General features: G+C 61.4%; 28 protein-coding genes. 17 read left to right on the top strand and 11 right to left on the bottom strand.

The genetic code is table 11. From position 1 onward, the window contains the following. Window positions 1–72: 72 nt before the first annotated feature. From KIG99_RS00930 to KIG99_RS00950, 5 genes are all read right to left on the bottom strand, one after another. Entirely contained in the window at window positions 73–801 is a 729-nt protein-coding gene (locus KIG99_RS00930; RefSeq protein ID WP_226458350.1) for an amino acid ABC transporter ATP-binding protein, read from the bottom strand. A 22-nt stretch (window positions 802–823) separates the two neighbouring features. After that, complete coding sequence (gltK, locus tag KIG99_RS00935; protein ID WP_226458351.1) at window positions 824–1,504, bottom strand: glutamate/aspartate ABC transporter permease GltK; 681 nt, start codon at window positions 1,502–1,504, stop codon at window positions 824–826. Next, on the bottom strand, window positions 1,504–2,241 hold the full coding sequence (locus KIG99_RS00940; protein ID WP_226458352.1) for an amino acid ABC transporter permease: 738 nt from the start codon (window positions 2,239–2,241) through the stop codon (window positions 1,504–1,506). Before KIG99_RS00940 ends, gltK begins: the two co-directional genes overlap by 1 nt. Window positions 2,242–2,304: 63 nt before the next feature. Next, complete coding sequence (locus tag KIG99_RS00945) at window positions 2,305–3,204, bottom strand: glutamate/aspartate ABC transporter substrate-binding protein (protein WP_226458353.1); 900 nt, start codon at window positions 3,202–3,204, stop codon at window positions 2,305–2,307. A 320-nt stretch (window positions 3,205–3,524) separates the two neighbouring features. Then, on the bottom strand, window positions 3,525–4,388 hold the full coding sequence (locus KIG99_RS00950; RefSeq protein ID WP_226458354.1) for an SDR family oxidoreductase: 864 nt from the start codon (window positions 4,386–4,388) through the stop codon (window positions 3,525–3,527). 89 nt (window positions 4,389–4,477) lie between these two features. Between KIG99_RS00950 and KIG99_RS00955 the strand changes: the two genes are divergently transcribed. From KIG99_RS00955 to KIG99_RS00980, 6 genes are all read left to right on the top strand, one after another. After that, window positions 4,478–4,870: a winged helix-turn-helix transcriptional regulator gene (locus tag KIG99_RS00955; RefSeq protein WP_226458356.1), complete on the top strand. Its 393-nt coding sequence runs from the start codon at window positions 4,478–4,480 to the stop codon at window positions 4,868–4,870. 302 nt (window positions 4,871–5,172) lie between these two features. Beyond that, the gene (locus KIG99_RS00960; RefSeq protein ID WP_226458357.1) at window positions 5,173–5,667 is read left to right on the top strand and encodes a hypothetical protein; all 495 of its coding nucleotides are present in this window, start codon (window positions 5,173–5,175) and stop codon (window positions 5,665–5,667) included. Window positions 5,668–5,786: 119 nt separating this feature from the next. Beyond that, entirely contained in the window at window positions 5,787–6,374 is a 588-nt protein-coding gene (locus KIG99_RS00965; RefSeq protein WP_226458358.1) for a hypothetical protein, read from the top strand. A gap of 6 nt (window positions 6,375–6,380) precedes the next feature. Further along, entirely contained in the window at window positions 6,381–6,776 is a 396-nt protein-coding gene (locus tag KIG99_RS00970; protein ID WP_226458359.1) for a hypothetical protein, read from the top strand. A gap of 95 nt (window positions 6,777–6,871) precedes the next feature. Continuing rightward, a complete protein-coding gene (locus KIG99_RS00975; RefSeq protein WP_226458360.1) occupies window positions 6,872–7,270 on the top strand; it encodes a hypothetical protein in 399 nt (132 codons plus the stop codon). Window positions 7,271–7,416: 146 nt separating this feature from the next. Continuing rightward, window positions 7,417–7,578, top strand: coding sequence for a helix-turn-helix domain-containing protein (locus KIG99_RS00980; RefSeq protein ID WP_226458361.1), 162 nt, complete (start codon window positions 7,417–7,419; stop codon window positions 7,576–7,578). A gap of 19 nt (window positions 7,579–7,597) precedes the next feature. On the opposite strand, the gene KIG99_RS00985 is transcribed toward KIG99_RS00980, so the two are convergent. From KIG99_RS00985 to KIG99_RS00995, 3 genes are all read right to left on the bottom strand, one after another. Continuing rightward, a protein-coding gene (locus KIG99_RS00985) for an IS3 family transposase (protein ID WP_226458267.1) occupies window positions 7,598–8,718 on the bottom strand; the annotation gives its coding sequence in 2 pieces (ribosomal slippage) (window positions 7,598–8,466 and window positions 8,466–8,718; 1,122 coding nt in all). A 171-nt stretch (window positions 8,719–8,889) separates the two neighbouring features. After that, window positions 8,890–9,195, bottom strand: a complete 306-nt coding sequence (locus KIG99_RS00990; protein ID WP_226458362.1) for a hypothetical protein — start codon at window positions 9,193–9,195, stop codon at window positions 8,890–8,892. 33 nt (window positions 9,196–9,228) lie between these two features. Beyond that, window positions 9,229–10,197 carry a helix-turn-helix domain-containing protein gene (locus KIG99_RS00995; protein WP_226458363.1) on the bottom strand — a complete coding sequence of 323 codons (969 nt, stop codon included), beginning with the start codon at window positions 10,195–10,197 and terminating at the stop codon, window positions 9,229–9,231. Window positions 10,198–10,521: 324 nt separating this feature from the next. Here KIG99_RS00995 and eat point away from each other — a divergent pair, with 324 nt between their 5' ends. Genes eat through KIG99_RS01015 form a run of 4 tightly spaced genes read left to right on the top strand, consistent with a single transcriptional unit; the run spans window position 10,522 to window position 15,028 of the window. Then, the gene (gene eat, locus KIG99_RS01000; RefSeq protein WP_226458364.1) at window positions 10,522–11,910 is read left to right on the top strand and encodes an ethanolamine permease; all 1,389 of its coding nucleotides are present in this window, start codon (window positions 10,522–10,524) and stop codon (window positions 11,908–11,910) included. A gap of 21 nt (window positions 11,911–11,931) precedes the next feature. Beyond that, window positions 11,932–13,326 (top strand): ethanolamine ammonia-lyase subunit EutB, encoded by a 1,395-nt coding sequence (locus KIG99_RS01005; RefSeq protein ID WP_226458365.1) that lies wholly within the window; start codon window positions 11,932–11,934, stop codon window positions 13,324–13,326. Continuing rightward, on the top strand, window positions 13,323–14,177 hold the full coding sequence (gene eutC, locus KIG99_RS01010) for an ethanolamine ammonia-lyase subunit EutC (protein WP_226458366.1): 855 nt from the start codon (window positions 13,323–13,325) through the stop codon (window positions 14,175–14,177). The genes KIG99_RS01005 and eutC overlap by 4 nt, the downstream gene beginning before the upstream one ends. Beyond that, window positions 14,174–15,028 carry a TorF family putative porin gene (locus KIG99_RS01015; protein WP_226458367.1) on the top strand — a complete coding sequence of 285 codons (855 nt, stop codon included), beginning with the start codon at window positions 14,174–14,176 and terminating at the stop codon, window positions 15,026–15,028. The genes eutC and KIG99_RS01015 overlap by 4 nt, the downstream gene beginning before the upstream one ends. Window positions 15,029–15,102: 74 nt before the next feature. Here the strand turns inward: KIG99_RS01015 and KIG99_RS01020 are convergent, their stop codons facing one another. The 3 genes from KIG99_RS01020 to msrA all read right to left on the bottom strand — a co-directional run bounded on the left by KIG99_RS01020 (window position 15,103) and on the right by msrA (window position 18,994). Then, a complete protein-coding gene (locus tag KIG99_RS01020) occupies window positions 15,103–16,107 on the bottom strand; it encodes a sensor domain-containing diguanylate cyclase (protein WP_226458368.1) in 1,005 nt (334 codons plus the stop codon). A 109-nt stretch (window positions 16,108–16,216) separates the two neighbouring features. Then, a complete protein-coding gene (locus KIG99_RS01025) occupies window positions 16,217–17,524 on the bottom strand; it encodes a hemolysin family protein (protein ID WP_226458369.1) in 1,308 nt (435 codons plus the stop codon). Between the two features lie 159 nt (window positions 17,525–17,683). Next, the gene (gene msrA, locus KIG99_RS01030) at window positions 17,684–18,994 is read right to left on the bottom strand and encodes a peptide-methionine (S)-S-oxide reductase MsrA (RefSeq protein ID WP_226458370.1); all 1,311 of its coding nucleotides are present in this window, start codon (window positions 18,992–18,994) and stop codon (window positions 17,684–17,686) included. A 471-nt stretch (window positions 18,995–19,465) separates the two neighbouring features. Between msrA and KIG99_RS01035 the strand changes: the two genes are divergently transcribed. From KIG99_RS01035 to KIG99_RS01065, 7 genes are all read left to right on the top strand, one after another. Then, window positions 19,466–20,278 (top strand): DUF3348 domain-containing protein, encoded by an 813-nt coding sequence (locus tag KIG99_RS01035; protein ID WP_226458371.1) that lies wholly within the window; start codon window positions 19,466–19,468, stop codon window positions 20,276–20,278. Beyond that, on the top strand, window positions 20,275–22,752 hold the full coding sequence (locus KIG99_RS01040) for a DUF802 domain-containing protein (RefSeq protein WP_226458372.1): 2,478 nt from the start codon (window positions 20,275–20,277) through the stop codon (window positions 22,750–22,752). The genes KIG99_RS01035 and KIG99_RS01040 overlap by 4 nt, the downstream gene beginning before the upstream one ends. Window positions 22,753–22,754: 2 nt before the next feature. Continuing rightward, window positions 22,755–23,399 carry an OmpA family protein gene (locus tag KIG99_RS01045; protein ID WP_226440207.1) on the top strand — a complete coding sequence of 215 codons (645 nt, stop codon included), beginning with the start codon at window positions 22,755–22,757 and terminating at the stop codon, window positions 23,397–23,399. Next, window positions 23,392–24,129, top strand: a complete 738-nt coding sequence (locus tag KIG99_RS01050) for a DUF2894 domain-containing protein (protein ID WP_226458373.1) — start codon at window positions 23,392–23,394, stop codon at window positions 24,127–24,129. The genes KIG99_RS01045 and KIG99_RS01050 overlap by 8 nt, the downstream gene beginning before the upstream one ends. 81 nt (window positions 24,130–24,210) lie before the next feature. Beyond that, window positions 24,211–24,681 (top strand): VF530 family protein, encoded by a 471-nt coding sequence (locus KIG99_RS01055; RefSeq protein WP_226458374.1) that lies wholly within the window; start codon window positions 24,211–24,213, stop codon window positions 24,679–24,681. 134 nt (window positions 24,682–24,815) lie between these two features. Further along, complete coding sequence (locus tag KIG99_RS01060) at window positions 24,816–25,358, top strand: hypothetical protein (protein ID WP_226458375.1); 543 nt, start codon at window positions 24,816–24,818, stop codon at window positions 25,356–25,358. Window positions 25,359–25,721: 363 nt separating this feature from the next. Beyond that, a complete protein-coding gene (locus tag KIG99_RS01065; protein ID WP_226458376.1) occupies window positions 25,722–26,636 on the top strand; it encodes an HNH endonuclease in 915 nt (304 codons plus the stop codon). Window positions 26,637–26,645 lie beyond the last annotated feature (9 nt).

Below are 26,645 nucleotides of genomic sequence, written 5' to 3' on the forward strand. Positions count from 1 at the left end.
GACGGTCGACCGCTGCCGACCGGGCAAAACCGGCCGGCGTGGCAACGCGCCTGGTCAGACTGCTCTGGCGCATCAGTGGTGCAGGATCTTGGCGAGGAACTGCTGCGCCCGTTCCGAACGCGGATTGGCGAAGAAGGCTTCCTTCGCGTCGTCTTCGACGATGCGGCCCTGGTCCATGAAGATCACGCGATTGGCGACGCGCCGCGCGAAGCCCATTTCGTGCGTCACGCACATCATGGTCATGCCTTCCTGGGCGAGTTCGGTCATTACGTCGAGCACTTCGTTGACCATCTCCGGGTCGAGCGCCGAAGTCGGCTCGTCGAACAGCATGCAGATCGGGTCCATGGCGAGCGCCCGGGCGATTGCCACGCGCTGCTGCTGGCCGCCGGACAGCTGGCCGGGGAACTTGCTGGCATGCGCCTTGAGGCCGACCCGCTCAAGCAGCTTGAGGCCCTTGTCCATGGCTTCTTCCCTGCTGCGGCCGAGCACCTTGACCTGGGCGATGGCCAGATTCTCGGTAATGCTCATGTGCGGGAACAGTTCGAAATTCTGGAAGACCATGCCGACCTGCGAGCGCAGTTTGGGCAGATCGGTTTTCGGATCGCCGACCGAGATGCCGTTGACGATGATCTGGCCGGACTGGAACGGCTCCAGGGCATTGACGCACTTGATCAGCGTCGACTTGCCGGAACCGGACGGGCCGCAGACGACGATCACCTCGCCCTTGCTCACCGAGGTAGTGCAATCGGTGAGCACCTGGAAACTGCCGTAATGCTTGCTGACGTTTTCAATCTTGATCATGGGATTCTCCTTGCGGCCGGGATCAGGCCGGCTGCTTGTTCTGGAAACGCTTTACCAGGCGGGACACGGAAAAGCAGATGACGAAATAGACGGCGCCGGCAAAAAGCAGCATTTCGACGAGTCGACCGTCACGGTCGCCCACCTTGTAGGCGGCACCAAAAAAGTCGGCGAGCGCCGAGACATAGACCAGCGAGGTGTCCTGGAAAAGGATGATGGCCTGGGTCAGGAGCAGCGGCACCATGTTGCGGAAGGCCTGCGGCAGCACGACCAGGCGCATCGCCTGGGCGTAGGTCATGCCGAGCGCGTAGGAAGCCGAGATCTGCCCCTTCGGTACGCTCTGGATGCCGGCGCGGATGATTTCCGAGTAGTAAGCCGACTCGAACAGCGCAAAACCCATCATCGCCGAAGAAAGGCGCAGGTCGGCGCCGGGCGGAAAGTTGAACAGCGTCTCGATGAACTTCGGCACGATCAGGAAGAACCAGAGCAGCACCATGACCAGCGGCACGGCGCGGAACAGGTTGACGTAGCCGGCGGCAAACCAGGACAGCGGCTTGATCGACGACAGCCGCATCATGGCCAGCAAGGTGCCCCAGACGATGCCGACCACGATGGCCTGCGCGGTGATTTCCAGCGAGACCTTCATGCCCTCCCAGAGGAAGGGCAAGGCGCCGGGGATGGAGGACCAGTCGAATTCGTAAGTCATTATTTGCCTCCGATATAACCGGGCACCGCGATGCGTTTCTCGAACTTGTGCATCAGGGTCATCACGGTCACGTTGATGATGATGTAGGACACCGTCACGGCGATGAAGGACTCGAAGGGCTGCGCCGTGTAATCGACCAGCTGGCGGCCCTGGGCAGCGAGTTCAAGAAGGCCGATCGTCGAGCAGACGGCGGAATTCTTGAAGACATTGAGAAACTCCGAGGTCAGCGGCGGCACAACCAGGCGGAAGGCCATCGGCAGCATCACGTAGCGGTAGGTTTGCGGCAGCGTGAAACCAAGCGCCAGACCGGCATTCTTCTGGCCGCGCGGCAGCGAGTTGATGCCGGCGCGCACCTGCTCGGCGACACGGGCACTGGTGAACAAGCCGAGGCAGACCACCGAGGCGAGGAATTGCTGCACCACCGGGTTGGCCTGCTTGTAGGCATCGCCGATGCTGACCGGCAGCAGTTCCGGCAACACGAAGTACCAGATGAAGAGCTGCACGAGCAGCGGCACATTGCGGAACATCTCGACGTAGGCCGTCGCCAGTCCGGACAGGAGCCGGTTCGGCACGGTGCGCAGGACGCCGACCAGCGCCCCGAGCAGCAGCGCGATGACCCAGGCGGTCAACGACAGCGAGATGGTCATTTTGAAACCGGACAACATCCAGTCCAGATAGCTGCCATCACCGGTCGCACTCGGCTGCAGGAAGACAGCCCAGTTCCATTGGTAATTCATGTTTGTCTCCTCAGCAAGAAGGCGCCCTCCCCCGCAAGCAGGTGAGGCGCCGGCCTGGTCCGCTTACTCGTAAGCCTTGTCGTTCGGGGCCTTGTACAAGGCCTTCATGTCGTCGGAGAGCGGCATGTTGAGATTCAGGCCCTTAGGCGGAATCGGGTTCATGAACCACTTGGCGTAGATCTTTTCGGCATCGCCGGAGGTCATGGCCTTGTTGAGCGCCGCATCGACCACCTTCTTGAAGCCCGGATCGTCCTTGCGCAGCATGCAGCCGTAGGCTTCCTTCGATTGTGCCGTACCGACCACTGTCCAGTCGGCCGGCTTCCGGGCCTTGGCCATTTCACCGAAGAGCAGCGCGTCGTCCATCATGAAGGCGACGGCGCGGCCGGTTTCCAGGGTCAGGAAGGCTTCGCCGTGATCCTTGGCGGAAATCACGTTCATGCCCATCTTCTTGTCTTCATTCATCCTGCGAATCAGGCGCTCGGAGGTCGTGCCGGCCGTGGTCACCACGTTTTTGCCGGCAAGATCGGCGAAATCGTTGATCCCGGAAGTCTTCCTGGTCATCAGGCGGGTGCCGATCACGAAAATAGTGCTCGAAAAACCGACCTGCTTCTGGCGCTCCAGGTTGTTGGTCGTCGAGCCGCACTCGATATCGACCGTGCCGTTCTGGATCAGCGTGATGCGGTTGGCGGAAGTCACCGGCATCAGCTTGGTATCGAGCTTGGCCAGCTTGAGCTCGGCCTTGATCGCATCGACTGCCTTCAACATCATTTCATGCGAATAACCGATGACCTGCTGCTTGTCGTCGTAGTAGGAAAAGGGAATCGAGGATTCGCGGTGGCCGAGCGTAATGCTGCCGCCTTCCTTGATTTTCTTCAGGGTCGGCGACTCGTCGGCATGGGCCGGCAAGGCGATGGTGGTGCTCAGAACGGCAGCAAGCGTGGTGATCAGGGCAAAGCGTTTCATGTCATCTCCAGTTCAGTGGCTATAGCAGCGGACAGCGTTGGCGAACAAATACAATGCAGGCAGCGTGCCAGCCAAACGGCCGACACAAAATAAAATCAAGCAACTGATTTTATTCATGAAAATTCGAACAGCACCAGAACCCCCGCCGGTTTCCCGAGGCTGGCGGCAAATCCACCATCGGATTTCCGACACCTTGATTATTGCGCCACACCGGCCTGCCCGGAGAAATAAAAAAGCCGCCTGACAAAGGCGGCTCGAAAAACACCGGCTCAGCGCGACCAGCCCACGTGGGCCGAACCGCGGCAAGCCGCATCAGGGGCTTAAGCGGCAGTCGCCGCCAGTTGCGCCGCGACCATGTTGGCCAGCGATGTCGTCGACCGGCCGATCAACTGGCTCAGCTGACGGCTGTCGTCGAACAAGCCGCCCTTGGATGCACCGACATCGGACTCGGCCAGCAAGGTCACCAGGAAATCCGGCAAGCCGGCGCCGAGCAGCGCGGCCTTGAATTCGCTTTCCGGCAAATTTTGATAGTTGACCGCCTGGCCCGACTGTTTGGCGATTTCGGCGGCCAGTTCGGCCAGCGTGTAGGACTCGTCGCCGGCCAGTTCGTAGATGTGCCCGGCCTGGTCGTCGCGCGTCAGCACGGCAGCCGCCGCCGCGGCATAGTCGGTACGCGCCGCCGACGCAATGCGTCCGGCCCCGGCGCTGCCCAGCACCACGCCGTACTGCAGCGCGGTCGGGATGCCGGCCAGGTAGTTCTCGGTGTACCAGCCGTTGCGCAGGATCACCGCCGGCAGGCCGGAGGCGCGGATCAGGGCTTCCGTTTCCTGGTGCTCGGCGGCGAGCGGCAGCGGCGAGCTATCGGCATGCAGAATGCTGGTATAGGCGAGCAGGCCGACGCCGGCCGCCGTGGCCGCCTCGATCACGGCGCGATGCTGCGGCACGCGGCGACCGACCTCGTTGGCCGAAATCAGCAACAGCTTGTCGGCGCCGGCAAAGGCGGCGGCCAGGCTGGCCGGCTGGTCGTAATCGGCAACGCGCACCTGCACGCCGCGCGCCGCCAGATCGGCGATTTTCTCGGGATTGCGCACGGCAGCAACGATTTCGCCGGCCGGAACTGTCTGCAACAGGGCTTCGATGACAAGGCGGCCAAGCTGGCCGGAGGCGCCGGTGATGACGATCATGATGAATTTCCTTTGTTTCGGTGGGGGGAGCCGGCAGAATAGCGACATCGCTAACTTTTAGTAAGTACGCACAAAAAGGTAAGTACAAAATGCCTGACACCGACACCCCACGCCCCGGCTTCGCCGAACTCATGCAGCGCGGCCAGCTCTTCGCCGAAAAATGCCCCTCGCGCGAAGTCCTCAAACACGTCACCAGCCGCTGGGGCGTCCTGCTCCTCGTCGCCCTGCGCAGCGGCACCCACCGCTTCAGTGACCTGCGCCGCAAGGTCAACGGCATCAGCGAAAAAATGCTCGCCCAGACCCTGCAATGGCTGGAAGGCGACGGCTTCGTGGAGAGGATTTCCTACCCCGTCGTACCGCCGCATGTCGAATACAAGCTGACGCCGCTCGGCGAGGAAGTCGGGGAGAAGGTGGAGGCGCTGGCCGACTGGATAGAGGTGAAGTTGCCGGAGATTCTGGCGGGGAGGAAGGCGAAAGGCTGAGGGGATCGGGAAAATCACGCTTGAGCCGGTGATGCATATCGCGTAATCTCAAGTCGAATTTCATTTTCCGCGGCCCTCAATAACCTTGGGGGAGCCGGAATGTTTTTCTTATGCGCTCTGACCCTTTTGGTTTGCTTTAGGTTTGAGGTGTAAAAATCAAATCGTCAGTCCTGGTAGTCACCAACAAAATCAAACGAATCAATATGCTGAGTGATAATTTGCCACTATATACACCACCTCTGGCAGAAGTAGGCACCTGCCAAGGTGCCTACTAAACGTTGGGCGTCACCTCAATAAGCACAATGAACCCGGAATCCGATGACATTGCAATCGAACCAGACACAGGAACATGGATGCTGGTGTTCCTTCCGTTTCTTATGGCAGCAGTTGCGGGCGAATTTTTCCGCCGAGATATCAACGCTTTCTGGTGGGGACCGCCGCTAGCACTGATCACAGTACTTGTATTAGCTACGCTGCTTCGAAGACCACACGAAATCGTTTTCAAACATCAGACGCAAACGATGGAGCTTCGCTATCGGTTGGGAAGGAAAACAAGAGTTCTTCCTTTCGATGCTTTAGATTCGATTCAGTCATACATAAAGACTTCAGGCGAAAACGACAAATATGTTCAGTTAGAAATTCGCCTAAAAGATGGTGAGCGCATCGCTGTCAAAACGGAAATTCCTTCATGGGACGGGTTTCTGGGCCTAAAGGGAGGCAATGAGCCGGAAAGTCTGGCAAGACTGCGGCGGCAAATTGCATTACTTACAGGCATCAAAGACGTCGGGTTTCGTTAGCCACTTATGTTTTTTGCCTGCCTGCCGCCCAACATTCCAATCCACCGGACCTCCGGCAAGCTGCGCTTGCCTGCGTCCGGTGATTTACAACGTTGGGCCCCTCTGGAGATCCTAACAATATGAGGCACATGTTGAGAAAATCATCTCCCAAGTCCTACGGTCCGGACGAGGCTCGTGCCGAACATCGTGCGTGCGTCGACTATCACACTGCATTAGTGAATAGTCGATTCACGATCGCTGGACTCTATGTCGCAGCAATGGGCTTCATAGCAGGCGCCGTTTTCAAGGGAGAAATTACTTGGGATTTTCGAGCTGCCGTCTCTTTGCTGGCTTGCTGGCTTACCGTTTGTTTGTGGATACTTGAGCTTCGTTCGCGGGCGCTATTCACCAATGTTGCGCACAGGGGAATCGAGATCGAGCGTCGTTATTGGAAGCTCGACGGGGAAGAACTCATGGCAGGTTTCTTTAGTCGGCAACATAAGCTCCCGGCTAGTACTATCGAACTCAATTCGAGTGCCGCTCCACGCCGAGGAAAACCGGATCGCCCGGTTCTGGGGTGGAGTCCGAATGAACCACTATCTGAGAAGTGGTCCCGCTTCATTAGCCATAGCATGGGGCTCGACTTGCTATATCTAGGCGGACTCATCTTCTGGGCCTGTTCAACAGTGATTTCAACAATCTACTGGTTCCGCCTACTTCTAAAGTGAATCCGCGTGGCCCAATCCATCATTCCACTGGACCTACGCGAAAAGCCGTGCAGGCCGGTGAATTCAAACGGTAGGCTTTTAAAGCACATGAATAAGCCAATTATCATAGTCCTCGCTCTTTTGATGTACGTAACCATCTCCGAGCTGTCGGCTAAACAAAAAGCCGAGTCTCTTTGTGGCTCAGTAAACATCGGCGATTCCGCCAATAAATTATTGGAAAAAGCTATCAATGCTGGGGCCAGGAGAAGTGGCACTTATCTGGATGAAAATAGATCCCCAAAAACCCTCTATGCTGCATTTACCGGCTATTACCCTGGCTCTGATTTTATTTGTGGAATTGATATAGCGAATGGAGTAGTCGTTGCTAAACATCCAAGTCTTATCACTTCACTACTTCAATAAATGTGCAACACCAACCACAAGCCTAACACTCGAATCCACCGAACTTTCGGCAAACTGCGCTTGCCTTCGTCCGGTAATTTACAACGTTGGGCACCATGAGCGTCGCTGCCGTTCTCGATCTTGCCGCTTCATGCCTCGGCCTATTTAGCGCGCTGTTCTTTTGCATTGGCATTCTCCATTTGAACCCTAACCGCGCCGAAGAGATCGCAACAAAAATGTGGGGCAAAGGACAGGCCATCGCCGAAGAGATGCTGCTGCAAAAATCCGACTTCATCGTTGGTGCGATTCTCCTGTTGCTGTCGTTCTTGGTGCAGTTCATCGTCAAGGCTTTCCCCGCCTTCCTTTCACAACTTGCCACGCAAGAGCAATTGCACGGCGTGGCAATTTCAATAGCCATCGCGTCAGCCATAGCAGTCGTTGCCCGCACCGCAAATCGCCGCATCGGCAAAGTATTTCTCCGGCAACTGCAAGAGCGAACAGCAGGGAAAGTGTGAACCAAAACATATTGCCCAACATCACAATCGACCGGACCTTCGGCCAGCTGCGCTGGCCTCAGTCCGATGATTTTCAAGGTTGACCTAGATAGCTAGTGTTTTCGCGACAAGGCCAAGCAAAGCACTGACATTGCCAAGGCCGTCAGATGAGCAAGAAGATCAGGATCACCTATCTACCCGAATTCGACATCGCTGAGCATTTACCGGACGAGCAGGCCGTTGCCGAATATCTGACCGAGGTGCTTGAAGAAAACGATCCGGAGGCGCTGGTTGTTAGCCAGGTGGCGCCGACTCACACGCCATCGTAGGTACGACGTCCCCCCGTTTTCAGTAGCAGAGGGCTTTAGAGTCCGGGGGTAATTTACCTGATTTCTGGGTGAGTGATTTTGCATAGGCTGCGGGCGTCAAACCGCCCAGGGATTTTTTCGGTCGCTCCTCGTTGTACTCGCGGCGCCAGCCTTCGATGACGACCTGGGCATGGCGCAGGCTGGTGAACCAGTGCTCATTCAGGCATTCATCCCGGAAACGCCCATTGAACGATTCGATATAGGCGTTCTGATTCGGCTTGCCTGGCTCAATGAGAAAGAGTTGGACGCCACGGGCATGCGCCCAGGTCAGCATGGCCCGACTACAGAACTCCTTGCCGTTATCCGTCCGAATGGCCTTGGGCAAGCCTCGCGTCTTGGCCAACTGATCGAGCGTTCGGGTGAGTTGCATGCCGCCGATTGCGCGTTCCGGAACAATCGCGACCGCTTCATGCGTCGCATCGTCGACAACGGTCAGGCTTTTGATGACTCGCCCTTCCGCCGTCCGGTCGAACACGAAATCCATTGACCAGACCTGATTGGCGGCCGAAGGGCGCTCTAGTGGGTGACGATCCGACACCGGAATCTTCTTCCGCTTTCGCCTTCTCACTTGCAGACCGGCCTCGGCGTAGAGCCGATCCACCCGCTTGTGATTCACCACCAGGCCGGCCTGCCGCAGCTTCAAGTAGATCATCCCGGCACCGTAGCGCCGATGACGTTGGGCGAGCGTGACGATCTGCTCCTTCAAAGCAGCATTGCGATCCGCCGCCGGCTGGTAACGGAATGAACTCGGACTCATGCCAACGAACCGCAATGACTTTCGCTCGCTGAGCCCCTCGTCGATCAGGTAGCGCACCAGATCACGTCGTGACGGTGCGCTCACCACTTTTTTCGCAGAGCTTCCTTAGCGATCTCGTTTTCCAGCATCGTTTCGGCCAACAGCTTCTTCAAGCGCGTGTTTTCCGTTTCGAGCTCCTTGAGCCGCTTAGCGTCCGACACGCTCATTCCGCCAAACTTGCTGCGCCAGAGGTAGTAGCTTGCCTCTGAGAAGGCGTGCTTGCGGCACAACTCCGCTATCGGCATTCCTGCTTCTGCTTCCCGCAGGAAGCCAATGATCTGTTCTTCGGTGAATCGCTTCTTCATGTCCAATCTCCTTGTCGTGGTGAATTGGACTCTAAAGTCAGGCGCTACTCAATTCCGGGGGGACGTCGGGTAAGCAACAAGATAGTTCAGAGCAAATCACAGCGGTCGACGCCGTAAAAACGCCCTTTTCCCCACGTCGACCGCCCAGCAAGGCCCAGCCTTACCTGCTGCTCACTCTTCCCGAAACTCCCAACCATTTTCCGGCATCCGCAGGCGCAGACTCCCATCACCCGCATCAGCCAGCACTTCCAGCCCGGCGCAATCGAGGCTGAAGGCGACGTCGAAGCGTTGGCCGACGATGTAGCCGATCTCGATGCGGCCGGCGGCCGGGCGGATTTCCAGGCGGCCCTGGCAGTAGGGGCAGCGTGCGGCGAGGATGCCGAGGCCGGCGTCGGCGAGTTCGTCGCAGGCGTTGAGCAGGTCGAGGGCGGTCAGTTGGCCGCCGCAGAGCGGGCAGCCGGAATGGCGATGGGACATGGACGGGTTTCCGGTGCTTGGCTTCTGGCGGGCTCAGCTGCGCAGGGTTTCGGAGGGCAGTTCGCCGAACAGGCGGCGGTAGTCCTGGGCAAACTGGCTGAGGTGCGAGAAGCCCCAGTCGTAGGCGATGCAGGAGATCGGGCGCGCCGTGTTGGCGCGCAACTGCCGGCGCACTTCGTTGAGGCGCAGGCTGCGCACGTAGGCGAGCGGCGCCAGGCCGGTGGCGTCTTCGAAGCAGTTCTGCAGGGCGCGCCGGCTGATATGGAAGGCTTCGCACAGTTCGGCAACGCTGGGCGGTGCGTCGGGCTGCTCGAGAACACGGCGGCGCACCTTGTCCACGACCTGCTGGTGCTGCAGGCGGGTGCGACTGAGCGGCGCCGGCTGCGAATCCTGGCTGGTCAGCACGCCGGCCAGGGCTTCGAAAATGCGCCCCTGGAGGTCGTCGACCGCTGCGCTGTCGGCTTCGCTGCTGTTGGCGTCGGCGAGGATGTTGGCCAGCTTGCGACAGAGGTGTTCCTTGCGCCCCGGCGCCAGGTCGCGCACGTCGCCCTGCTGCAGCAGGCGGTCGAGATCGAGATGGCAGGTGACGTCGAGATGCCGGGCAAAACTTTCGCGATCGACGACGACGCCGAACAGGTCGAAATCCGGCGCGGTGAGCAGGTCAAACTCGGCGCCGCCATCGCGGATGCAGACGGCGCGCGAGGAGAGCTGCTTGCCGCCCATCGCCATCAGGCCGTCAGCCATGTCGGGAATGCCGAACCACACCGAGTCGGGCCAGGCGGCGCAGGTCTGGCGCAATTGCTGGTTGGCGCGTTCGACGAAAACCTGGGTCTTGGGTAGCCACAGTTCGGTGACTTCGCCACTGAAACTGCCGGCCGAAAGCTGGTCGTAGCGCTGATCCCACTGCGACAGGTTACGCGCATGCTCGTCCGCATCGCGCGCCCGGATCTCGCGGCGCAGTGGCCGGGCAAAGGCCGGATGGGATGTGGTGAGTGCGCTCATGGTGGCTTTCGGCTGTTGCTGTCGCGCGATTCAATGCAAGGCTCGTACCATCCGGCGCAAATTGCCTATGCCGTTTTCGCGATTGGCGTCGGCAGCGGGCACGCCGCTTGCAGGTCATGACGGAAAAATAGGCAAAACCGGGCGCAATGCCGTCCGGCGTGGTGCATTTCCGGGTTTTCGGGCACTGCTGCGGTGCAAAACGCATGGTTTTTTACGGTCGACCGCCATTTGTGCCAATTTTTGATATTGCGGTGCTGATTCTTGATATGTGTCGTCCCGCCGCCTGTTCGAAGATGCAGTCACCAACATTTTTCGGAGCACATCATGACTACCCCTTCCCATTCGGCGCACGGCCTCTCGGCCAGCCTCGGCACCTGGCAACTGTGGGGCATTGCCGTCGGCCTGGTGATTTCCGGCGAGTATTTCGGCTGGAGTTTCGGCTGGGCGACGGCCGGCACCCTCGGTTTCCTGGTCACCACCATCATGGTCGCCATCATGTACGGCACCTTCATTTTCAGCTTCACCGAGCTGACCGCCAGCATCCCGCACGCCGGCGGTCCCTTTGCCTACAGCTACCATGCCTTCGGCGCGACCGGCGGCTACCTGGCCGGGATGGCGACGCTGATCGAATTCATCTTCGCGCCGCCCGCCATCGCGCTCGCCATCGGCGCCTACCTCAACGTGCAGTTCCCGGCGCTCGATCCCAAGATCGCGGCGACCGGCGCCTACGTCGTGTTCATGGGCCTCAACATCGTCGGCGTGACCATTGCCGCGACCTTTGAGCTGTTCGTCACCATCCTCGCCATCTTTGAACTGCTCGTCTTCATGGGCGTCGTTGCCCCAGGCTTCTCGCTCGCCAACTTCACCGCCGGCGGCTGGAGCGGCGCCGACGAGTTCTCGCTCGCTTCGCTGACCGGCATCTTCGCCGCCATTCCGTTCGCCATCTGGTTCTTCCTCGCCATCGAAGGCGTTGCCATGGCTGCCGAGGAAGTGCGCGATCCGAAGCGTTCGATCCCGATCGCCTACACCGGCGGCATCCTCACGCTGGTCGTGCTGGCCATCGGCGTCATGGTCTTTGCCGGCGGCGTCGGCGACTGGACCAAGCTCGCCAACATCAACGATCCGCTGCCGCAGGCGATGAAGACCATCGTCGGCGAATCGAGCGGCTGGCTCCACATGCTGGTCTGGCTCGGCCTGTTCGGGCTGGTCGCTTCCTTCCACGGCATCATCCTCGGCTACTCGCGGCAGATCTATGCCCAGGCCCGCGCCGGCTACCTGCCGGGCTGGCTCGGCAAGATCCACCCGCGCTTCAAGACGCCGCACCGCGCCATCATCGCCGGCGGCCTGATCGGCATCGCCGCGATCTTCAGCGACGAGGTGCTGTCCTTCGGCGGCCAGAGCCTGACTGCCAACATCGTCACCATGTCGGTGTTCGGCGCCCTGCTCATGTACGCCCTGAGCATGGCCGCACTGTTCAAGCTGCGTGCCAGCGAACCGCGTCTCGCCCGTCCCTACAAGGTGCCGTTCTACCCGGTCTTCCCGGCCATCGCACTGGCCGGTTCCCTGGTCTGTCTGGGCACCGTGGCCTGGTTCAACCCGACCCTGGCCGGCCTCTTCGTGCTGATCCTGGCCATTGGCTACGGCTACTTCCGGATCACCCACGCCCAGCGCGCCGCCCTCCCTTTTGCTGAACTGGCTGCCGAAGCCGAATAAGCGAACGCCAGGAAACGCATCATGATCCACGCCTGCACCCTCGGCCTGCACCGCCATGTCTTCCCCGACCTCAAGGCGGTGCTGGCCAAGGCCAGTCCGGCCCGCTCCGGCGACATGCTGGCCGGCGTCGCCGCCGCCAGCGAGGAGGAACGGATGGCGGCGCGCCTCGTGCTCGCCGACATCCCGCTCGCCCACTTCCTCAACGAGGCGGTGATTCCCTACGAAGACGACGAAGTCACCCGCATCATCATCGACAGCCACGTCGCCGGCGCCTTCCTGCCGGTGGCCGGTCTGACGGTCGGCGAGTTCCGCGACTGGCTGCTTTCCGACGCCGCTGACACGGCCAGCCTGGCGGCGCTGGCGCCCGGCCTGACGCCGGAGATGGTGGCGGCGGTGAGCAAGCTGATGCGCAACCAGGACCTGATCCTGGTCGCCGCCAAGTGCTCGGTCGTCACCCGTTTCCGCAACACCCTCGGCCTGCCCGGCCGGCTTGCGGTACGCCTGCAACCCAACCACCCGACCGACGATCCGCGCGGCATCACCGCCTCGATGCTCGACGGCCTTCTCTACGGCGCCGGCGACGCGGTGATCGGCATCAACCCGGCGACCGACAGCCTGCCGGCGATCACCGCCCTGCTCCGCCTGATCGACGATTTCCGCGAGCAGTACGCGGTGCCGACGCAAAGCTGCATCCTGACCCACGTCACCAATACGCTGCGTGCCATCGACCAGGGCGCGCCGGTCGATCTGGTCTTCCAGTCGATAGGCGGCAGCGAGGGCGTCAACAGCAGTTTCGGCGTGTCCGCGGCGCTGCTCGACGAGGCCAATGCGGCGGCGCGCGAACTCGGGCGCGGCACGCTCGGCAACAACGTGATGTATTTCGAAACCGGCCAGGGCAGCGCGCTGTCGGCCAACGCCCACCACGGCGTAGACCAGCAGACCATAGAGGCGCGCGCCTACGGCCTGGCGCGGCGTTACCAGCCGCTCTTGGTCAATACCGTGGTCGGCTTCATCGGCCCGGAATATCTCTACGACGGCAAGCAGATCATCCGCGCCGGCCTCGAGGACCATTTTTGCGGCAAATTGCTCGGCCTGCCGATGGGCTGCGACATTTGCTACACCAACCATGCCGAAGCCGACCAGGACGACATGGACACCCTGCTCACGTTGCTCGGCGTCGCCGGCATCAATTTCATCATCGGCGTGCCCGGCGCCGACGACATCATGCTCAATTACCAGAGCACCTCCTTCCACGACGCGCTCTACCTGCGCCGCGTGCTCGACCGCCGCCGTGCGCCGGAATTCGAGGAATGGCTGGAGAAGATGCGCATCACCGACTACCGCGGCGAACTGCTCGCCCAAAGCAGCCAGTACCCGCTGCTCGGGCTGGCCGAAAGCATCCAGGAGGCGCCATGAGCCAAAAACCGGCCATCCTGACGCCCGACCCCTGGCAGCAACTGCAAGGCCTGACGCGCGCCCGCGTCGCCCTCGGCCGCGCCGGCGTCAGCCTGCCGACGCGCGAGGTGCTGCGCTTCGGGACGGCACATGCCCAGGCGCGCGATGCGGTGCACACGGCGCTCGACGTCGATCTGCTCGCCAGCGAATTGCAGGCCGACGGCTTCCGGACCCTCGCCGTACAAAGCCAGGCCGCCGACCGCGCCACTTACCTACGCCGCCCCGATTACGGGCGCCGACTCGCGCCAGCCTGTAGCGGTCGACTCGCCGAAAACGGCAAAAACCACTGGCCGGCCCGACCGCGGCTGGCCATCGTCGTCGCCGACGGCCTGTCCTCGCTGGCGACCAGCAGCCATACGCGGGCATTTCTCGCCGCCCTGCGCGCGCACATCCCTGACCTGAGCAGCCAGCCGCTGATTATCGCCACCCAGGCGCGCGTCGCGCTCGGCGACGAGATCGGCCATCTGCTCGGCGCCGAGCAGGTCGTGGTCTTGATCGGCGAGCGGCCCGGCCTGTCGTCGCCGGACAGTCTCGGCCTCTACCTGAGCGCCGGGCCGCGCCCCGGCCTCAACGACGCACAGCGCAACTGCATCTCGAACGTCCGGCCGGAAGGCCTGCCCTACGCCGAGGCAGCACGCAAGCTCGCCTTCCTGATCGACGGCGCGCGCCGCCTTGGCCGCACCGGCGTCGATCTCAAGGACGACAGCGACGCGCCGGCGCTGGCCACTGCGGAAACCGGGCCGCGCCTCGCCGCGCCGGAAACCGCCCCACCTTTTTTTCCCACCTTGAACCTCCTGGAGATCCCTGCATGACATCCTCTTCCCGCAAGCTGCGCGCCGCCGTCCTGCTCGCCCTCACCGCGACCGCTATCGGCACTGCCGCCCCGGCCCTGGCCGACGGCGACGCCGCCTGGACCTTCCCGGTCAATGTCGGCGTCGTCAGCGACTACATCTTCCGCGGCCAGTCGCAGACCTGGGGCAAGCCCGCCCTGCAGGTCAGCGCCGAAGCCGATCACGCTTCCGGCGCCTACATCGGCGTCGCCGCTTCCAACGTTTCCGATCACTGGCTGCCCGGCGCCACTGTCGAGCTCGACATCTACGGCGGCTATCGCGGCAAGATCGCCGACACCGTCGGCTACGACATCGGCCTGATCTACTACACCTATCCCGGCGCCAACTGGAGCGATTCGGTGTTCACCGGCTTCAATGCCAAGAACAGCCTGAACACGCTGGAAGCCTCGGTGGCGTTCAGCTACGAGTGGCTGACCTTCAAGACCGGCGCCACGCTGACCGAGTATTTCGGCTGGAGCACCAACAACTCGCCGACCAATGGCGGTTTCTTCGGCGACGCCGCGGCCGGCGTCACCGGCAGCACGCGCTACTCGCCTTTCGTCGAACTCAATGCCGCCTATGAAGTGGCCGAAGGCTGGACGGTCAACGGCCAGCTCGGGCATCAAATGATCCGCCACTCGACCGGTCTCGACATCACCTACTTCAAGGCCGGCGTCAGCAAGGCCTTCGCCGACGGCTGGACGGTCGGCGCCTCCTACTCGGTGTCGAGCGAACCGAACGCCTACAAGAACTTCCTGAGCCTAGCCAACGGCACCTCGGCCTCCGACATCGCCCGCGACAAGTTCTTCGTCAGCGTGAACAAGGCCTTCTGAGCCAGCAAATGCAACGGGGCCGGGCTGTGATGCCCGGCCCCGCTTTTTTGTCTTGTCCGGCGCCGCGTGCCGGCTCAGGCACAGACCTGCAAACTGGCACTGCGTTGCCGCTTGGCGGCATACATTCTCTGGTCGGCGACTTCCAGGAGTTGTTCGATTTCCAGACCGTCGACCGTGCTGATCGCCGAACCGATGCTGCCGCGCAATTCGTATTCCTTGTCCTCGAACGCAAAGCGCGCCTGAATTTCGCTGTCGATGCGCTGCACGGCCGTATCGACATCCCTGGGTTGTTCGACCGCGGTCAGCAGTACGCCGAACTCGTCGCCCCCCAGACGCGCCACGGTGTCGGAACTGCGCGTTCCCTCCCTGATGCGGTTGGCGAACTCGATGATCACGGCGTCACCAACCCGGTGACCATGCGTATCGTTGATCTGTTTCAGGCCATCCATATCGATGATCAGCACCCCGATCGGGCGATTATCACGCTCGCTCTGCAACACGGTGCTGCGCAGCCTATCCATGAACAGGGCACGATTGGCCAGACCGGTCATGCTGTCGTGGGTGGCCTGGTGGAACAACTCGTCGATGTCGTAGCGCACCGAGTTGTACATCGCAGCCGCGATGACCTCCGACAACATGCCGAGCAGGACCACGCCAGCTGACGAAAACCTGTTTGGCTGCGCCGCCATCGCCTTCAGGACACCGACCGTGACGCCCTTGTGCTGCAGAGGCATGACCAGCATCGAGCGCAGACCGACCAGGCGACAGGCGGCCCGGTCGACGCGGGGATCGGCCTCGGAATCGGGACAATTGAGAATTTCGCCGGAGCGCACACACAAGCCGGACAGGCTGCCGTCTATCTTCAGGCGCAGGCCGATCTGCTCCTTGGCGATGCCGGCCGTGGCGCGGTAGACCATCTCATCGCCTTCGGCGAGTTCAACGGCCGCCCCGTCTGCGCTGATCAGGGAAAGAACCTGTTCAACGACAAATCCCATGATGTCACCCAGGCCCAGCCCGAGCCTGGCAATCTCGGTCTGAATCCGAATGACCTGCATCAGTTGATCCGTGGATGGTGGCATTTCCATACCTGCTGGCTTAGAGACAATCGGGTATTCTGGCGCAGAATATATTACGAAAGCAATATACTGCGTATCGCGGAGCGAATTACCGAAAACCAGGCAGGAAAGGCTACTTTTCCGGCTCTTCCGCCGGAATGATCCGGACCAGCACAATGCGCGGCCCGGTCATCTTTTTCACCACGGCATCGAACTGCGGGAAGGAGATGCGCTGGCCTTCCTCGGGCAGATCGCCGAGTTGCTGCAGGATCAGACCGCCAACCGAATCGACGCCGGCTTCGTCGATGTCGATGCCGAGTGCGCGTTCCAGCGTGAAGATGGGCAGGCTGCCCTTGCCGATCAGCGAACCATCGTCGAGCTTGGACCACTCGTTGTGGGTCTGCCGGAACTCGTCGCGAATCTCGCCGACCAGCGCGCCGAGCAGGTTGTCGAGCGTGATGAAGCCGATCGGATGGCCGTCGCCGTAGGCGACCACGGCGAAATGCGGCGCGCCCTGGCGGAAGCGGCGGAACAGCTCGGTCGCCGACAGGTTGGGCGAAACGATCATCACCGGCCGCACCAGCTTGTCGAGCGAGGCGAGGTCCGGGTCCTTGCGCAGCGCGATGAAAATGTCCTTCAAATGGATGACGCCCTTGGCCTGCCCGTCGTCGGCGAGATAGGGATAGCGGCTGAAGCGGTGCAGTACGATGCGCTCCAGACTGAGTTCGATATCGTCGCTGGCCGACAGCGGAATGGCTTCGTTGAACGGGCGCATCAGGTCGGCGACGTTGAGATCGCGGAAATCGAGGGCCTGGGCGAGAACCCGCCATTCGTCGCCGGCAAAGTCGGCATCGGCGCGCGAGGCGCGCAGGATGAGCTTGAGTTCCTCGGCCGAGTAATGGCTGTCATGACCGGCCTGCACGTCGAGGTGCACCTTGCGCAGCACCCAGTTGGCGCTGTGGTTGAGCACCCAGATCGCCGGATACATCGCCCAGTAGAAGGCGTAAAGGCCGGGCGCCGTCCACAGGCCGACTTTCTCGGTGATGCGGATCGCCATCGATTTCGGGGCCAGTTCGCCGACCACGATGTGCAGGTAGGAAATGATGAAGAAGGCGACCGCGAAGGCGATGCCGTGGATCAGCTCCTCGCTCGTCATGCCGAGCGCGCCGAGGAAAGGCCGCAGCAGGTCGGCAAAGGCCGGTTCGCCGACCCAGCCGAGACCGAGCGAGGCGAGCGTGATGCCGAGCTGGCAGGCCGACAGGTAGGCTTCGAGATCCTGGTGCACTTTGGCAAGGATGCGACCCCGCCAACCGTAAGTCTTGGCAATCGCCTTGACCCGGCTCGGCCGCAGCTTGACCAGGCCAAACTCTGCCGCCACGAAAAAACCGTTCAGAACAACGAGAACGAGCGCAACCACAACCAGCAAAAAGCTACTACCCATAACGCGGACACGGGATGTGCCCTGCACCTTTCCTTGAATTCGAGTGGCGTAATAGTACCGGAGCCGGGCCGGTTTCCATCAGCCAGCGCCGGGGATGCCCCGGCTTTTTACGGTCGACGCCGGAAAAACAGGCATTTTCCGACGTCGACCGCTGGGCGGCTACTTCGCCTTGTCCGGCACGAATTTCAGCACGTTGCCGTTGATGCAGTAGCGCTTGCCGGTCGGCGGCGGGCCGTCGTCGAAGACGTGGCCGAGATGGATGCCGGAACTGGCGCTGCGCACTTCGACGCGCTTCATGCCCATGCTGACATCTTCATGCAGCGAGATCGAACCGGGCAGCGGATTGAAGAAGCTGGGCCAGCCGGTGCCGCTCTCGAACTTGGTATCGCTGCGGAAGAGCGCGACGCCGGAAATCGGATCGACGAAGGTGCCAGGCCGCTTTTCATCGAGATTGGAGCCGGTGCCGGGCCGTTCGGTGCCCTGCTCGAAGGCGATCTTCTGCTGCGCCGGAGTGAGCAGGTGAAAACCCAGCCACTGCCAGAAACGCGGCGCTTCGCCGCTGTAACCGGTGTAGCGCGAGACTTCCTTGCCCTTCTCGAAGAGCACGATGGTCGGCGTTGCGAACAAGGCCTTTTCCAGCGTCCAGCCGGCCGGCGCCTCGGGATTCAGCGTGCTGACGATGGCGACCGACGATTGCCAGTGATCGAGCACGTCGGCCTTGAACTTGCGGCAGTAGGCGCAGTCCTCGCCTTCGAAGACGATCAGCTGGCGCTCGAAATTGAGCATCTTGGCATCGAGGCGCGGCGCCTTGACGGCAGCGGTCGCCGGCATCGGCGTCGTCGCGGCGCCGGCAACCGGGTATTTGACGCCGGTGCCGCCCAGGCCGCAGTAGCCGTTCGGGTTCTTGACCAGGTAGTCCTGGTGGTATTCCTCGGCGGAAAAATACTTTTTCAGCGGCGCGATGTCGGTGGTGATCTTGCCGTAGCCGGCGGCAGTCAGCGCCGACTGGTAGGTGTCGCGCGTCTTCAGCGCCAGCGCCTGCTGCGCATCGTTATGGCTATAGACCGCGCTGCGGTAATTGGTACCGACGTCGTTGCCCTGACGGTCGCCCTGCGTCGGGTTATGGCTTTCCCAGAACTGGACGAGGATCTTTTCCAGATCGCCCCTGGCCGGGTCGAAGGTGACCTTGACCACTTCGGCGTGGTTGCGCTGCGTTGCCTTGCCGGCGCGCAGCAGCTTTTCCTGGGCGAGCACCGCTTCGTAGGTGCCGGCGATCTCGCCGTTGGCGTAGCCGCTTTCGACATCGAGCACGCCGGGAATGGCGGCCATGCGCTTTTCGGCGCCCCAGAAACAGCCCATGCCGAGCACGATGCTGTCGGTAACGGCCGGTCTGGCCTGATCCTTGGCGGCCTTGCCGGCCGCCTTGTCGTCGGCGCAGGCGCCAATCAGAAAGCTGGTAGAGATGGCCAAGATGATTCCTTGTATGAGTCGTCGGGGTGACATTGCTTGCCTTTCGCTGGCGGAGAAAGCCGGCCGGCAAGTTCGCCGGCGCGCCGCCCTTCGCCTGTGGTGGACGGCCTGATTGCTCAGTGGTTCCCTTTAGTCGCCGGCGCGGGCGGATTTCTTACAGGCGGATCACGATTTATTGCTGGTCATGCAAACCCCTCCCCGGCCCTCCCCTTGTCAGGGGAGGGAGGCCAAGCTGACGCTGGAAGCGCTGACGCCTCCCCTGACAAGGGGAGGTTGGGAGGGGTTAAAGGCCCGGCGAAGCGGTACCGGTGCACAGATATGTGATCATTCAAAGATCGTGGGCTGCTTCTTGGAACCGACCGAAAATACCCGAAAATCCGCTGTTCACCATGAAGTACACCGGCCCTCAGGATCTCCGCGCGCACGCGGCCTGCAGCAGACCGCTGACCGCGTCGCAAAGTTGTAGTAGCCTTGCGCCCCCTTTCGACGTCGAACCTGGCCCTGATCATGACGCGTGAATTGCACCGCGCCACCTTCAACCGCTCTGCCCTCGTCCGCGTCCTGTCCGACACCCTCCCCAATGTCGCCGAGCCGAAATACGACTTCGGCGAACGCCTCGGGCAATGGCTGGACTTCTCGGATGCGCTGACGCTGTTTTCGGTCCTCAATCACGAGGCCGGCGGCAACACGTCCGCGCCGTCCGCCAATGCCGACCTGGCAGGCCAGCTGGCGCGGGTGCGCGGCAACCTGAGCGCTTCGATCCAGAACGATGGCGTGTTCAACCCCGCGCCATCCGACAGCCCGGTCCGCATTCCCTTTCCGACGCCGCTGCCGAATGCGACTGCCGACAGCGCCGCCGACTTCTCGCCCTACCACCGCTACTACCTCGCCCACCAGCGCGACATGAACGCCGCGATCACGGCGCTGCGCGCCAATGCCCGCAAGGCGCTGGCCGCTCAGTCGGCAGCCGGACGAAAACTCGCCGACCTCGACGCCACCTTCGAAAAAATCCTCGCCGTCCGCGAGCGCAACCTGCTGAGCAACATACCCATCCTGCTCGGCAAACGCTTCGATCAGCGCTACGCCGAACACCGTGCCGCCCTGGCCGATGGCCAAACCGATGATCCTGCTGACTGGACGCAGGCCGGCAGCTGGCTCGACGCCTTCTGCCACGATGCCCAGACCATGCTGCTCGCCGAACTGGAACTGCGCCTCAAACCGGCCGCCGGCCTGATTGCCGCCGCCGGCAGCGCGAGTGAATCTATGGAAACAAAGCCCCAATGAACCGCAATCTCAGTCTCTCCGCCTTCTTCCTTGGCCTGTTTGCCGTCGTCTGGGTCGCCATCGGCTACATCGGCGGCCACGCCCTGGCTTTCACCGTCTCCTGCGTCATCGCCGCGGTCTACGTCGCCGGCGCGCTCGAAATGCGCCGCTTCCACGCCAACACCGAGGCGCTGGCCCAGGCGCTGCGCAGCATCCCGGACGACCTCGGTCACCTCGGCGAATGGCTGCAACAGGTACCGGCCGCGTTGCAGAACGCCGTGCGCCTGCGCATCGAAGGCGAACGCGTCGCCCTGCCCGGCCCGGGCATCACGCCCTACCTGGTCGGCCTGCTCGTGTTGCTCGGCATGCTCGGCACCTTCCTCGGCATGGTCGTCACGCTGAACGGCGCCGTGCTGGCGCTGGAAAGCACCACCGACCTGGGCACCATCCGCGCCGCGCTTGCCGCGCCGGTCAAGGGCCTCGGGGTCGCCTTCGGCACCTCGGTCGCCGGCGTCGCGACCTCGGCCATGCTCGGCCTGATTTCGGCGCTGTGCCGGCGCGAGCGCCTGCAGGTCGGGCAACTGCTCGACAGCCGCATCGCCGGCGTACTGCGCGATTTCTCGCTCAGCTACCAGCGCCAGGAAACCTTCAAGGCCCTGCAGGCCCAAGCGCAGGCGCTGCCCGAACTGGTCGGCAAGCTCGACACGATGATGAACCGCATGGCCGAACAGAGCCGCCAACTCGGCGAACAACTGCTCGCCGGGCAGCAGAGCTTCCATGCCGAAGCCAAGGGCCTGTACAACGATCTCGCCCAGTCGGTCGACCGCTCGCTCAAGGCCAGTTTGCAGGACAGCGCGACGGTTGCGGCGCAGACCATTCAGCCCGTCGTCACCGCCACCATGACGAGCATCGCCGACCAGACGCGCGGCCTGCACGACAAGCTGTTCGGCACCGTCGAACGCCAGCTCGACGGCATCACCGGCCAGTTCGCGCAAACCGTGAGCACGGTCAGCGACACCTGGACGCAAGCCCTGACCCGCCACGAACAGGCGACCGATGCGCAGCAACAGCAACAACAGGCCGCGCTCAACGCCTACGCCGAAACCTTCGAACAACGCTCGGCCGCGCTGCTCGCCTCGCTCGAAAGCACCCAGGGCAAACTGCAGGCCGACGCCGCGCAACAGCACGCCGCGCTCGCCGCCAGCAGCGCCGCCAGCCAGCAGCAACTGGCCGCGACGCTGGCCAGCCAGTTCGACGGCGTCACCACCCGCCTCGACCAGGCCGTCAGCCAGGTGGCCGCAACCTGGCAAGGCGCGCTGGCCCAGCACAGCAACAGCAGCGACACCCTCAACCAGCAGTTGCAGACCACGCTGGGCGCCTTTGCCGACACCTTCGGCGAGCGTTCGCAGGCGCTGCTCGACTCGGTAGACGGCACGCATGCCGGGCTGCGCAGCGAACTCGCCGCCAGCCACGCCGCCTTCGCGCAAACGACGCAGGATCAGCAAACGGCGCTCAGCCAGCAGGTCGCCAGCCAGCTCGATGGCATCGCCCAGCGTTTCGACGGCGCCGTGCAGACGGTGTCCGCCACCTGGAGCGGCGCGCTGGCCAAGCACGAACAGGCCAGCGAGCGTCTGACGCAGGCCCTCGACCAGACGCAAAGCAGCCTCGCCGCCACCTTCGCCGAGCGCAGTGCCGCGCTGCTCGCCGAGATGCGCGCCACCCAGGCCGCCTGGCAGAACGAATGGGCCAGCGGTGAACAGGCCCGCCAGGCCGGTTTTGCCGACACGCTTACGGCGATGGCCGGCAAGCTCGAAGCGCACTGGCAGCAGGCCGGCCAGGCGACGCTGGCGCAGCAGGAACAGATCACCGGCACGCTCGGCACGACGGCGCGCGAACTGGTCGCCACGCACCAGCGCCAGGCCGAGACGACCATCGCCGAAGTCACGCGCCTGATGCAGACCGCCGCAGAGGCGCCCAAAGCCGCCGCCGAAGTGATCGGTCAGCTGCGTCACGAACTGTCGGCCAGCATGGCGCGCGACAACAGCCTGCTCGAAGAACGCAGCCGCATCATGGAAACCCTGGGCGCCCTGCTCGACGCCATCAACCACGCCTCGACCGAGCAGCGCAGCGCCATCGACGCGCTGGTCGCGTCTTCTGCCGAACTGCTCGAACGCGCCGGCAGCCAGTTCGCCGCCAAGGTTGAAAGCGAAGCCGGCAAGCTGGTTGATATCGGCAGCAGCATCACCGGTGGCGCCCTCGAAGTCGCCAGCCTGGGCGAGGCTTTCGGCCACGCCGTGCAACTGTTCAGCGAATCGAACGACAAGATGCTGACGGCGCTGCAACGCATCGAAGGCGGCCTTGCCAAATCGCTGACGCGCAGCGACGAACAGCTTGCCTACTACGTCGCGCAGGCGCGCGAAATCATCGACCTCAGCATCATGTCGCAGAAGAAGATGGTCGACGACCTGCAACGCGCCACAGGTAGCGAGGCCTGAGCATGGAAGACATCGACGCCGGCGGCGAACACGCGACACCGGTCTGGGCCGTCTTCGGCGACCTGATGGCCGGCCTGCTCGGCGCCTTCGTGCTGATCCTGGTCGGCGTGCTCGGCGTGCAGCTCGAACTGGTGAGCAGCCTCGAAGCCGAGATCCAGAAGCGGCAGCAGGAGGAACAGCGCCGCGAAGCCCTCGAAAAAGCCCTGGCCGGCCCGCTCGCCTCCGGCCGCGTGACGCTCAACAACGGCAAAATCGGGATCAGCGGCAACGTGCTCTTCGCGCTCAATTCCGACCAGTTGCAGCCGGAAGGCAAGCAGTTGCTGAAGAGCCTGTCCGAACCGATCGCCGCCTACCTCGGCGCCAGCGAGCAGATGCTGATGGTCAGCGGCTTTACCGACGACACGCCGGTGCGCGGCAGCAACCGCCAGTTCGCCGACAACTGGGAACTCTCGGCCCAGCGCGCGCTGACCGTGACGCGCACGCTGATCGAGGACGGCGTGCCGTCCTCGTCGGTCTTCGCTGCCGCCTTCGGGTCGCAGCAGCCGGTCGCCGCCAACAGCGATGCCGACGGCCGTGCCCGCAACCGCCGCGTCGAAATGGCGCCGGTGCCCAAGTCACGCACCAACGGCAAGGAAGGCAATGGCTGAAACGGGCGAGCTCGCCGCGCAAGGCGCCCCGGACGAAATGGCCGCCACGGCGGCGTCGACCGCCCTGCCGCCCGAACTCGAAGCGCTGCGCGCCAGCGGCGCCGCCGCCCGCGATCCCGTCCGCTTTGCCTATCTCGTCGCCCTCGCCCGGCGCGCCGCGACGCAGCCGGAAGCCATCCGTCTCTCGCTCAACGCCAGAATCAGCACCGCCGCCAGCGAACTCGCCGCCCGCCCGGCGCTCGCGCCAGCCAAAGCCGGGCCGAAAGACAGCGCCAGCCCGCTCGCCGAATTGCTCGCCTACATCAGCCAGCACGCGCATGCGCAGACGGGCACAAAACCAGCCGCATCGGGCGCCCCACCGGTCAACCGCAATTTTGAGCACGATTCCAAAAGCGTCTCAGCCAGCCGCAACCGGCAAGGCCCGGAGCTCAAGTCGGTCGCCTATTTCCGCAACGAGTGGTCCAAGCTCAGCACCGAACAGCAACTGACCCAAACACTCGCCCAGGCCCCGGAAAATGCCGGTCCGATGAACTCGCAGCACCTCGTCCTGCGCAGCCTCGAACGCATGCGCGACATCGCGCCGGACTACCTGCAAGGCTTCATGTCCTACATCGACACGCTGATCTGGCTGGACCACGCCGACCCGACCAAACCCGTGCCCACCCGCGCAGCGGCTGGCGAGGGAGAAAAGAAGACACGCAGCACAAAGCGCAGCGCAGCCAGCCGCTGATTTGCCATCGCCCAGCCAAATTGGCCGTATCGCGACAGGTATAATCCCGCATTGACCACCTATTTCCGGGCTTCCATCCCCATGGATATTGATTACAGCAACAACCCCTTGCACGGCCTTGGCTTGAAGCAGATGCTGACCGAGATCGTCGACTACTACGGTTTCGAAATCCTCTACGCCTATCTGAATATCAACTGCTTCAAAAGCAATCCCGGCATCGAATCCAGCGTCAAGTTCCTGAAAAAGACCGATTGGGCGCGCCAGAAAGTCGAAGCCTTCTATCTCTACAAATTCAAGAGCCTGCCGCGCGCCTCGGACGAACAGTTCGAACTGCCGCCGCGCGACCGCATCATTCCGCCAGACCAGACCCCGGGCGAACCGGCCGAACTGAGCCTGGAAGATGCAGAACGCCTGCGCGAAAAACGCGCCAGAAAAGCGGCAGAACACGACGCCGGCACGGCCCGCCGCAGCAGCCCGGAGAAGCGCAAATCGAATTACGCGCAGCCCGCGGTTTCTTCTGATACGGATCCCTGGGCGAAGTGGCGGAAATAGATCCGGGATTCGAAGATTTCTAGGTAGGGTCCTCCAAAATGGCCATCATCGAATCAATCGGTTATTTCGAATTGGTATTTTCCGAACATCAACATATGGACCGACGGGTCGGTTGAATAACGTTGGATACCACCATGAGCTCCATTGATTCAATTGAAGTTCAGTTTGGCCTTGCGCATGACTGCATTCGTGCTTGTGTATTCGCAGATCACATCGCCAGAACAAAACCACAAGCAGAGGCTTGGCTCAGCATTTGCGACATGTGCTATTCCGATGCTGTTATGGCGTGGAATTCGCTGTTTGGGGCGAACTCCCAGAGTTCGCACTGGAAAAAAATGGCAGAAATACTTCCGATCCCTAGCGGTTCTAACTTGAAGCCATTTGGGTTGTCCATCATCCTCGATTACATTAGGGTGACAGAGGACCAGTGGAAGCAATATCACCAGGATCTGGTTAGTTTTCGGAACAATCGACTTGCTCACTTTCGAACCGAAATTTCTTCTGTAGACGTACCCAACATTACATGGGCTCTCCACTCCGCCTGCTTATACAGAGAGTGGTTGATCCAGCTTCTCAAAGCGCAGCAGCATCAAGGGAAGAACATCAAGGTGACGGAAACGACACAAGAAGAAATGCTCGCCACGTTCCGGAGGCAGATATCTGAGGTGTGCAAGTGATGCCCTCTTCCATCAAGCGGACAGTCAATCGCCTGCGCCAAGTGTCTACCGCTTGTGTCAAAAATAAAAGGGACCAGGCTCAAATTATTCCAGGGGTAGGCCAGCGAGGGGGGAACCGAGGTGACGGGGCATGAAGGACTGCCTATCAAGTTAAATCGGGCCTGGCCCATTTAATTACCTTTAATTAAGCCTGGCCCCTTTAATTAAAAAACCGACCAACCAATATCGCCATTGCGTATTCAGACAGCCTACTGAAGAATACTCACAGTGAATTAAGCGACAAACTCCAAACCCTACACATTCCGAGCACAGGAATGCATATTGGATACACGGGTTAAATAGCCATTGGGAACGCCGAAAAATATGAGCGAAAAAAAACATCCCCTAGAATCCGTTCGGCCCGATGTGGCAACAGTATTAGATAATGTCACATGCCCATACTGCGGCGAGGACTTGACCGTTTCAAGTCACAACACGGAGCACGTAGTTGGCCGACTATTTGTTCCAAAAGGCAAGCTTAACCAAAGTTGGAATCTGATTCTCAACTCTTGTGTTAAATGCAACACAATCAAGTCAAGTTTAGAAGATGACATTTCATCAATCACCATGCAGCCCAATAACGCAGGATCCTTCGCAATAGATGATGAAAAATTAAAAGCGGAGGCACAGCGAAAACTAAAAAGTATAAGTCGGCGCAGTAAAAAAGAAGTCAGATTGAGCCATGAAACCATTGAATTTACAGCCGGAAGTAAGTTTGATTTACATCTATCTGGCAATTTTATTGCCCCTCCACAAATAGACGACCATAGAGTTTACGAGCTTGCGCGTTTTCAGCTTGGCGGCCTATTTTATTTTCTCACATACAACCCGGAGTCTAGAAAAGGTGGTTATTGGACAGGGGGCTTTCACCCCCTTCATTACACGATTCGCGATGACTGGGGAAACGAGTTGATTGTGGCATTTATGCACGCAGTTAAAACATGGGAACTACGCCTTGTGGCAGAAATCGCAGATGGCTTCTTCAAAGTTGCAATCCGTCGTTTTGCTGCAGGGGACTGCTGGTCATGGGCTCTTGAATGGAACCACAACTATCGGCTCGTTGGCTTTTTTGGTGATCGCAAGTACGCTGAGGATATGGTTAGAACATTTCCGCCGCTAAATACCCGTAGGATTGCCGAGAACCACTCTGACTACGTTGCAATACGAAAGCATAAAAAATTGGACAAAGATCAAGACATATTATTCTCTGACAGCACCACATACCCCCCAAAGAATTGATTCGAATAC

It is taken from the genome of Quatrionicoccus australiensis (genome assembly GCF_020510425.1).
Lineage (GTDB): Bacteria > Pseudomonadota > Gammaproteobacteria > Burkholderiales > Rhodocyclaceae > Azonexus > Azonexus australiensis_A.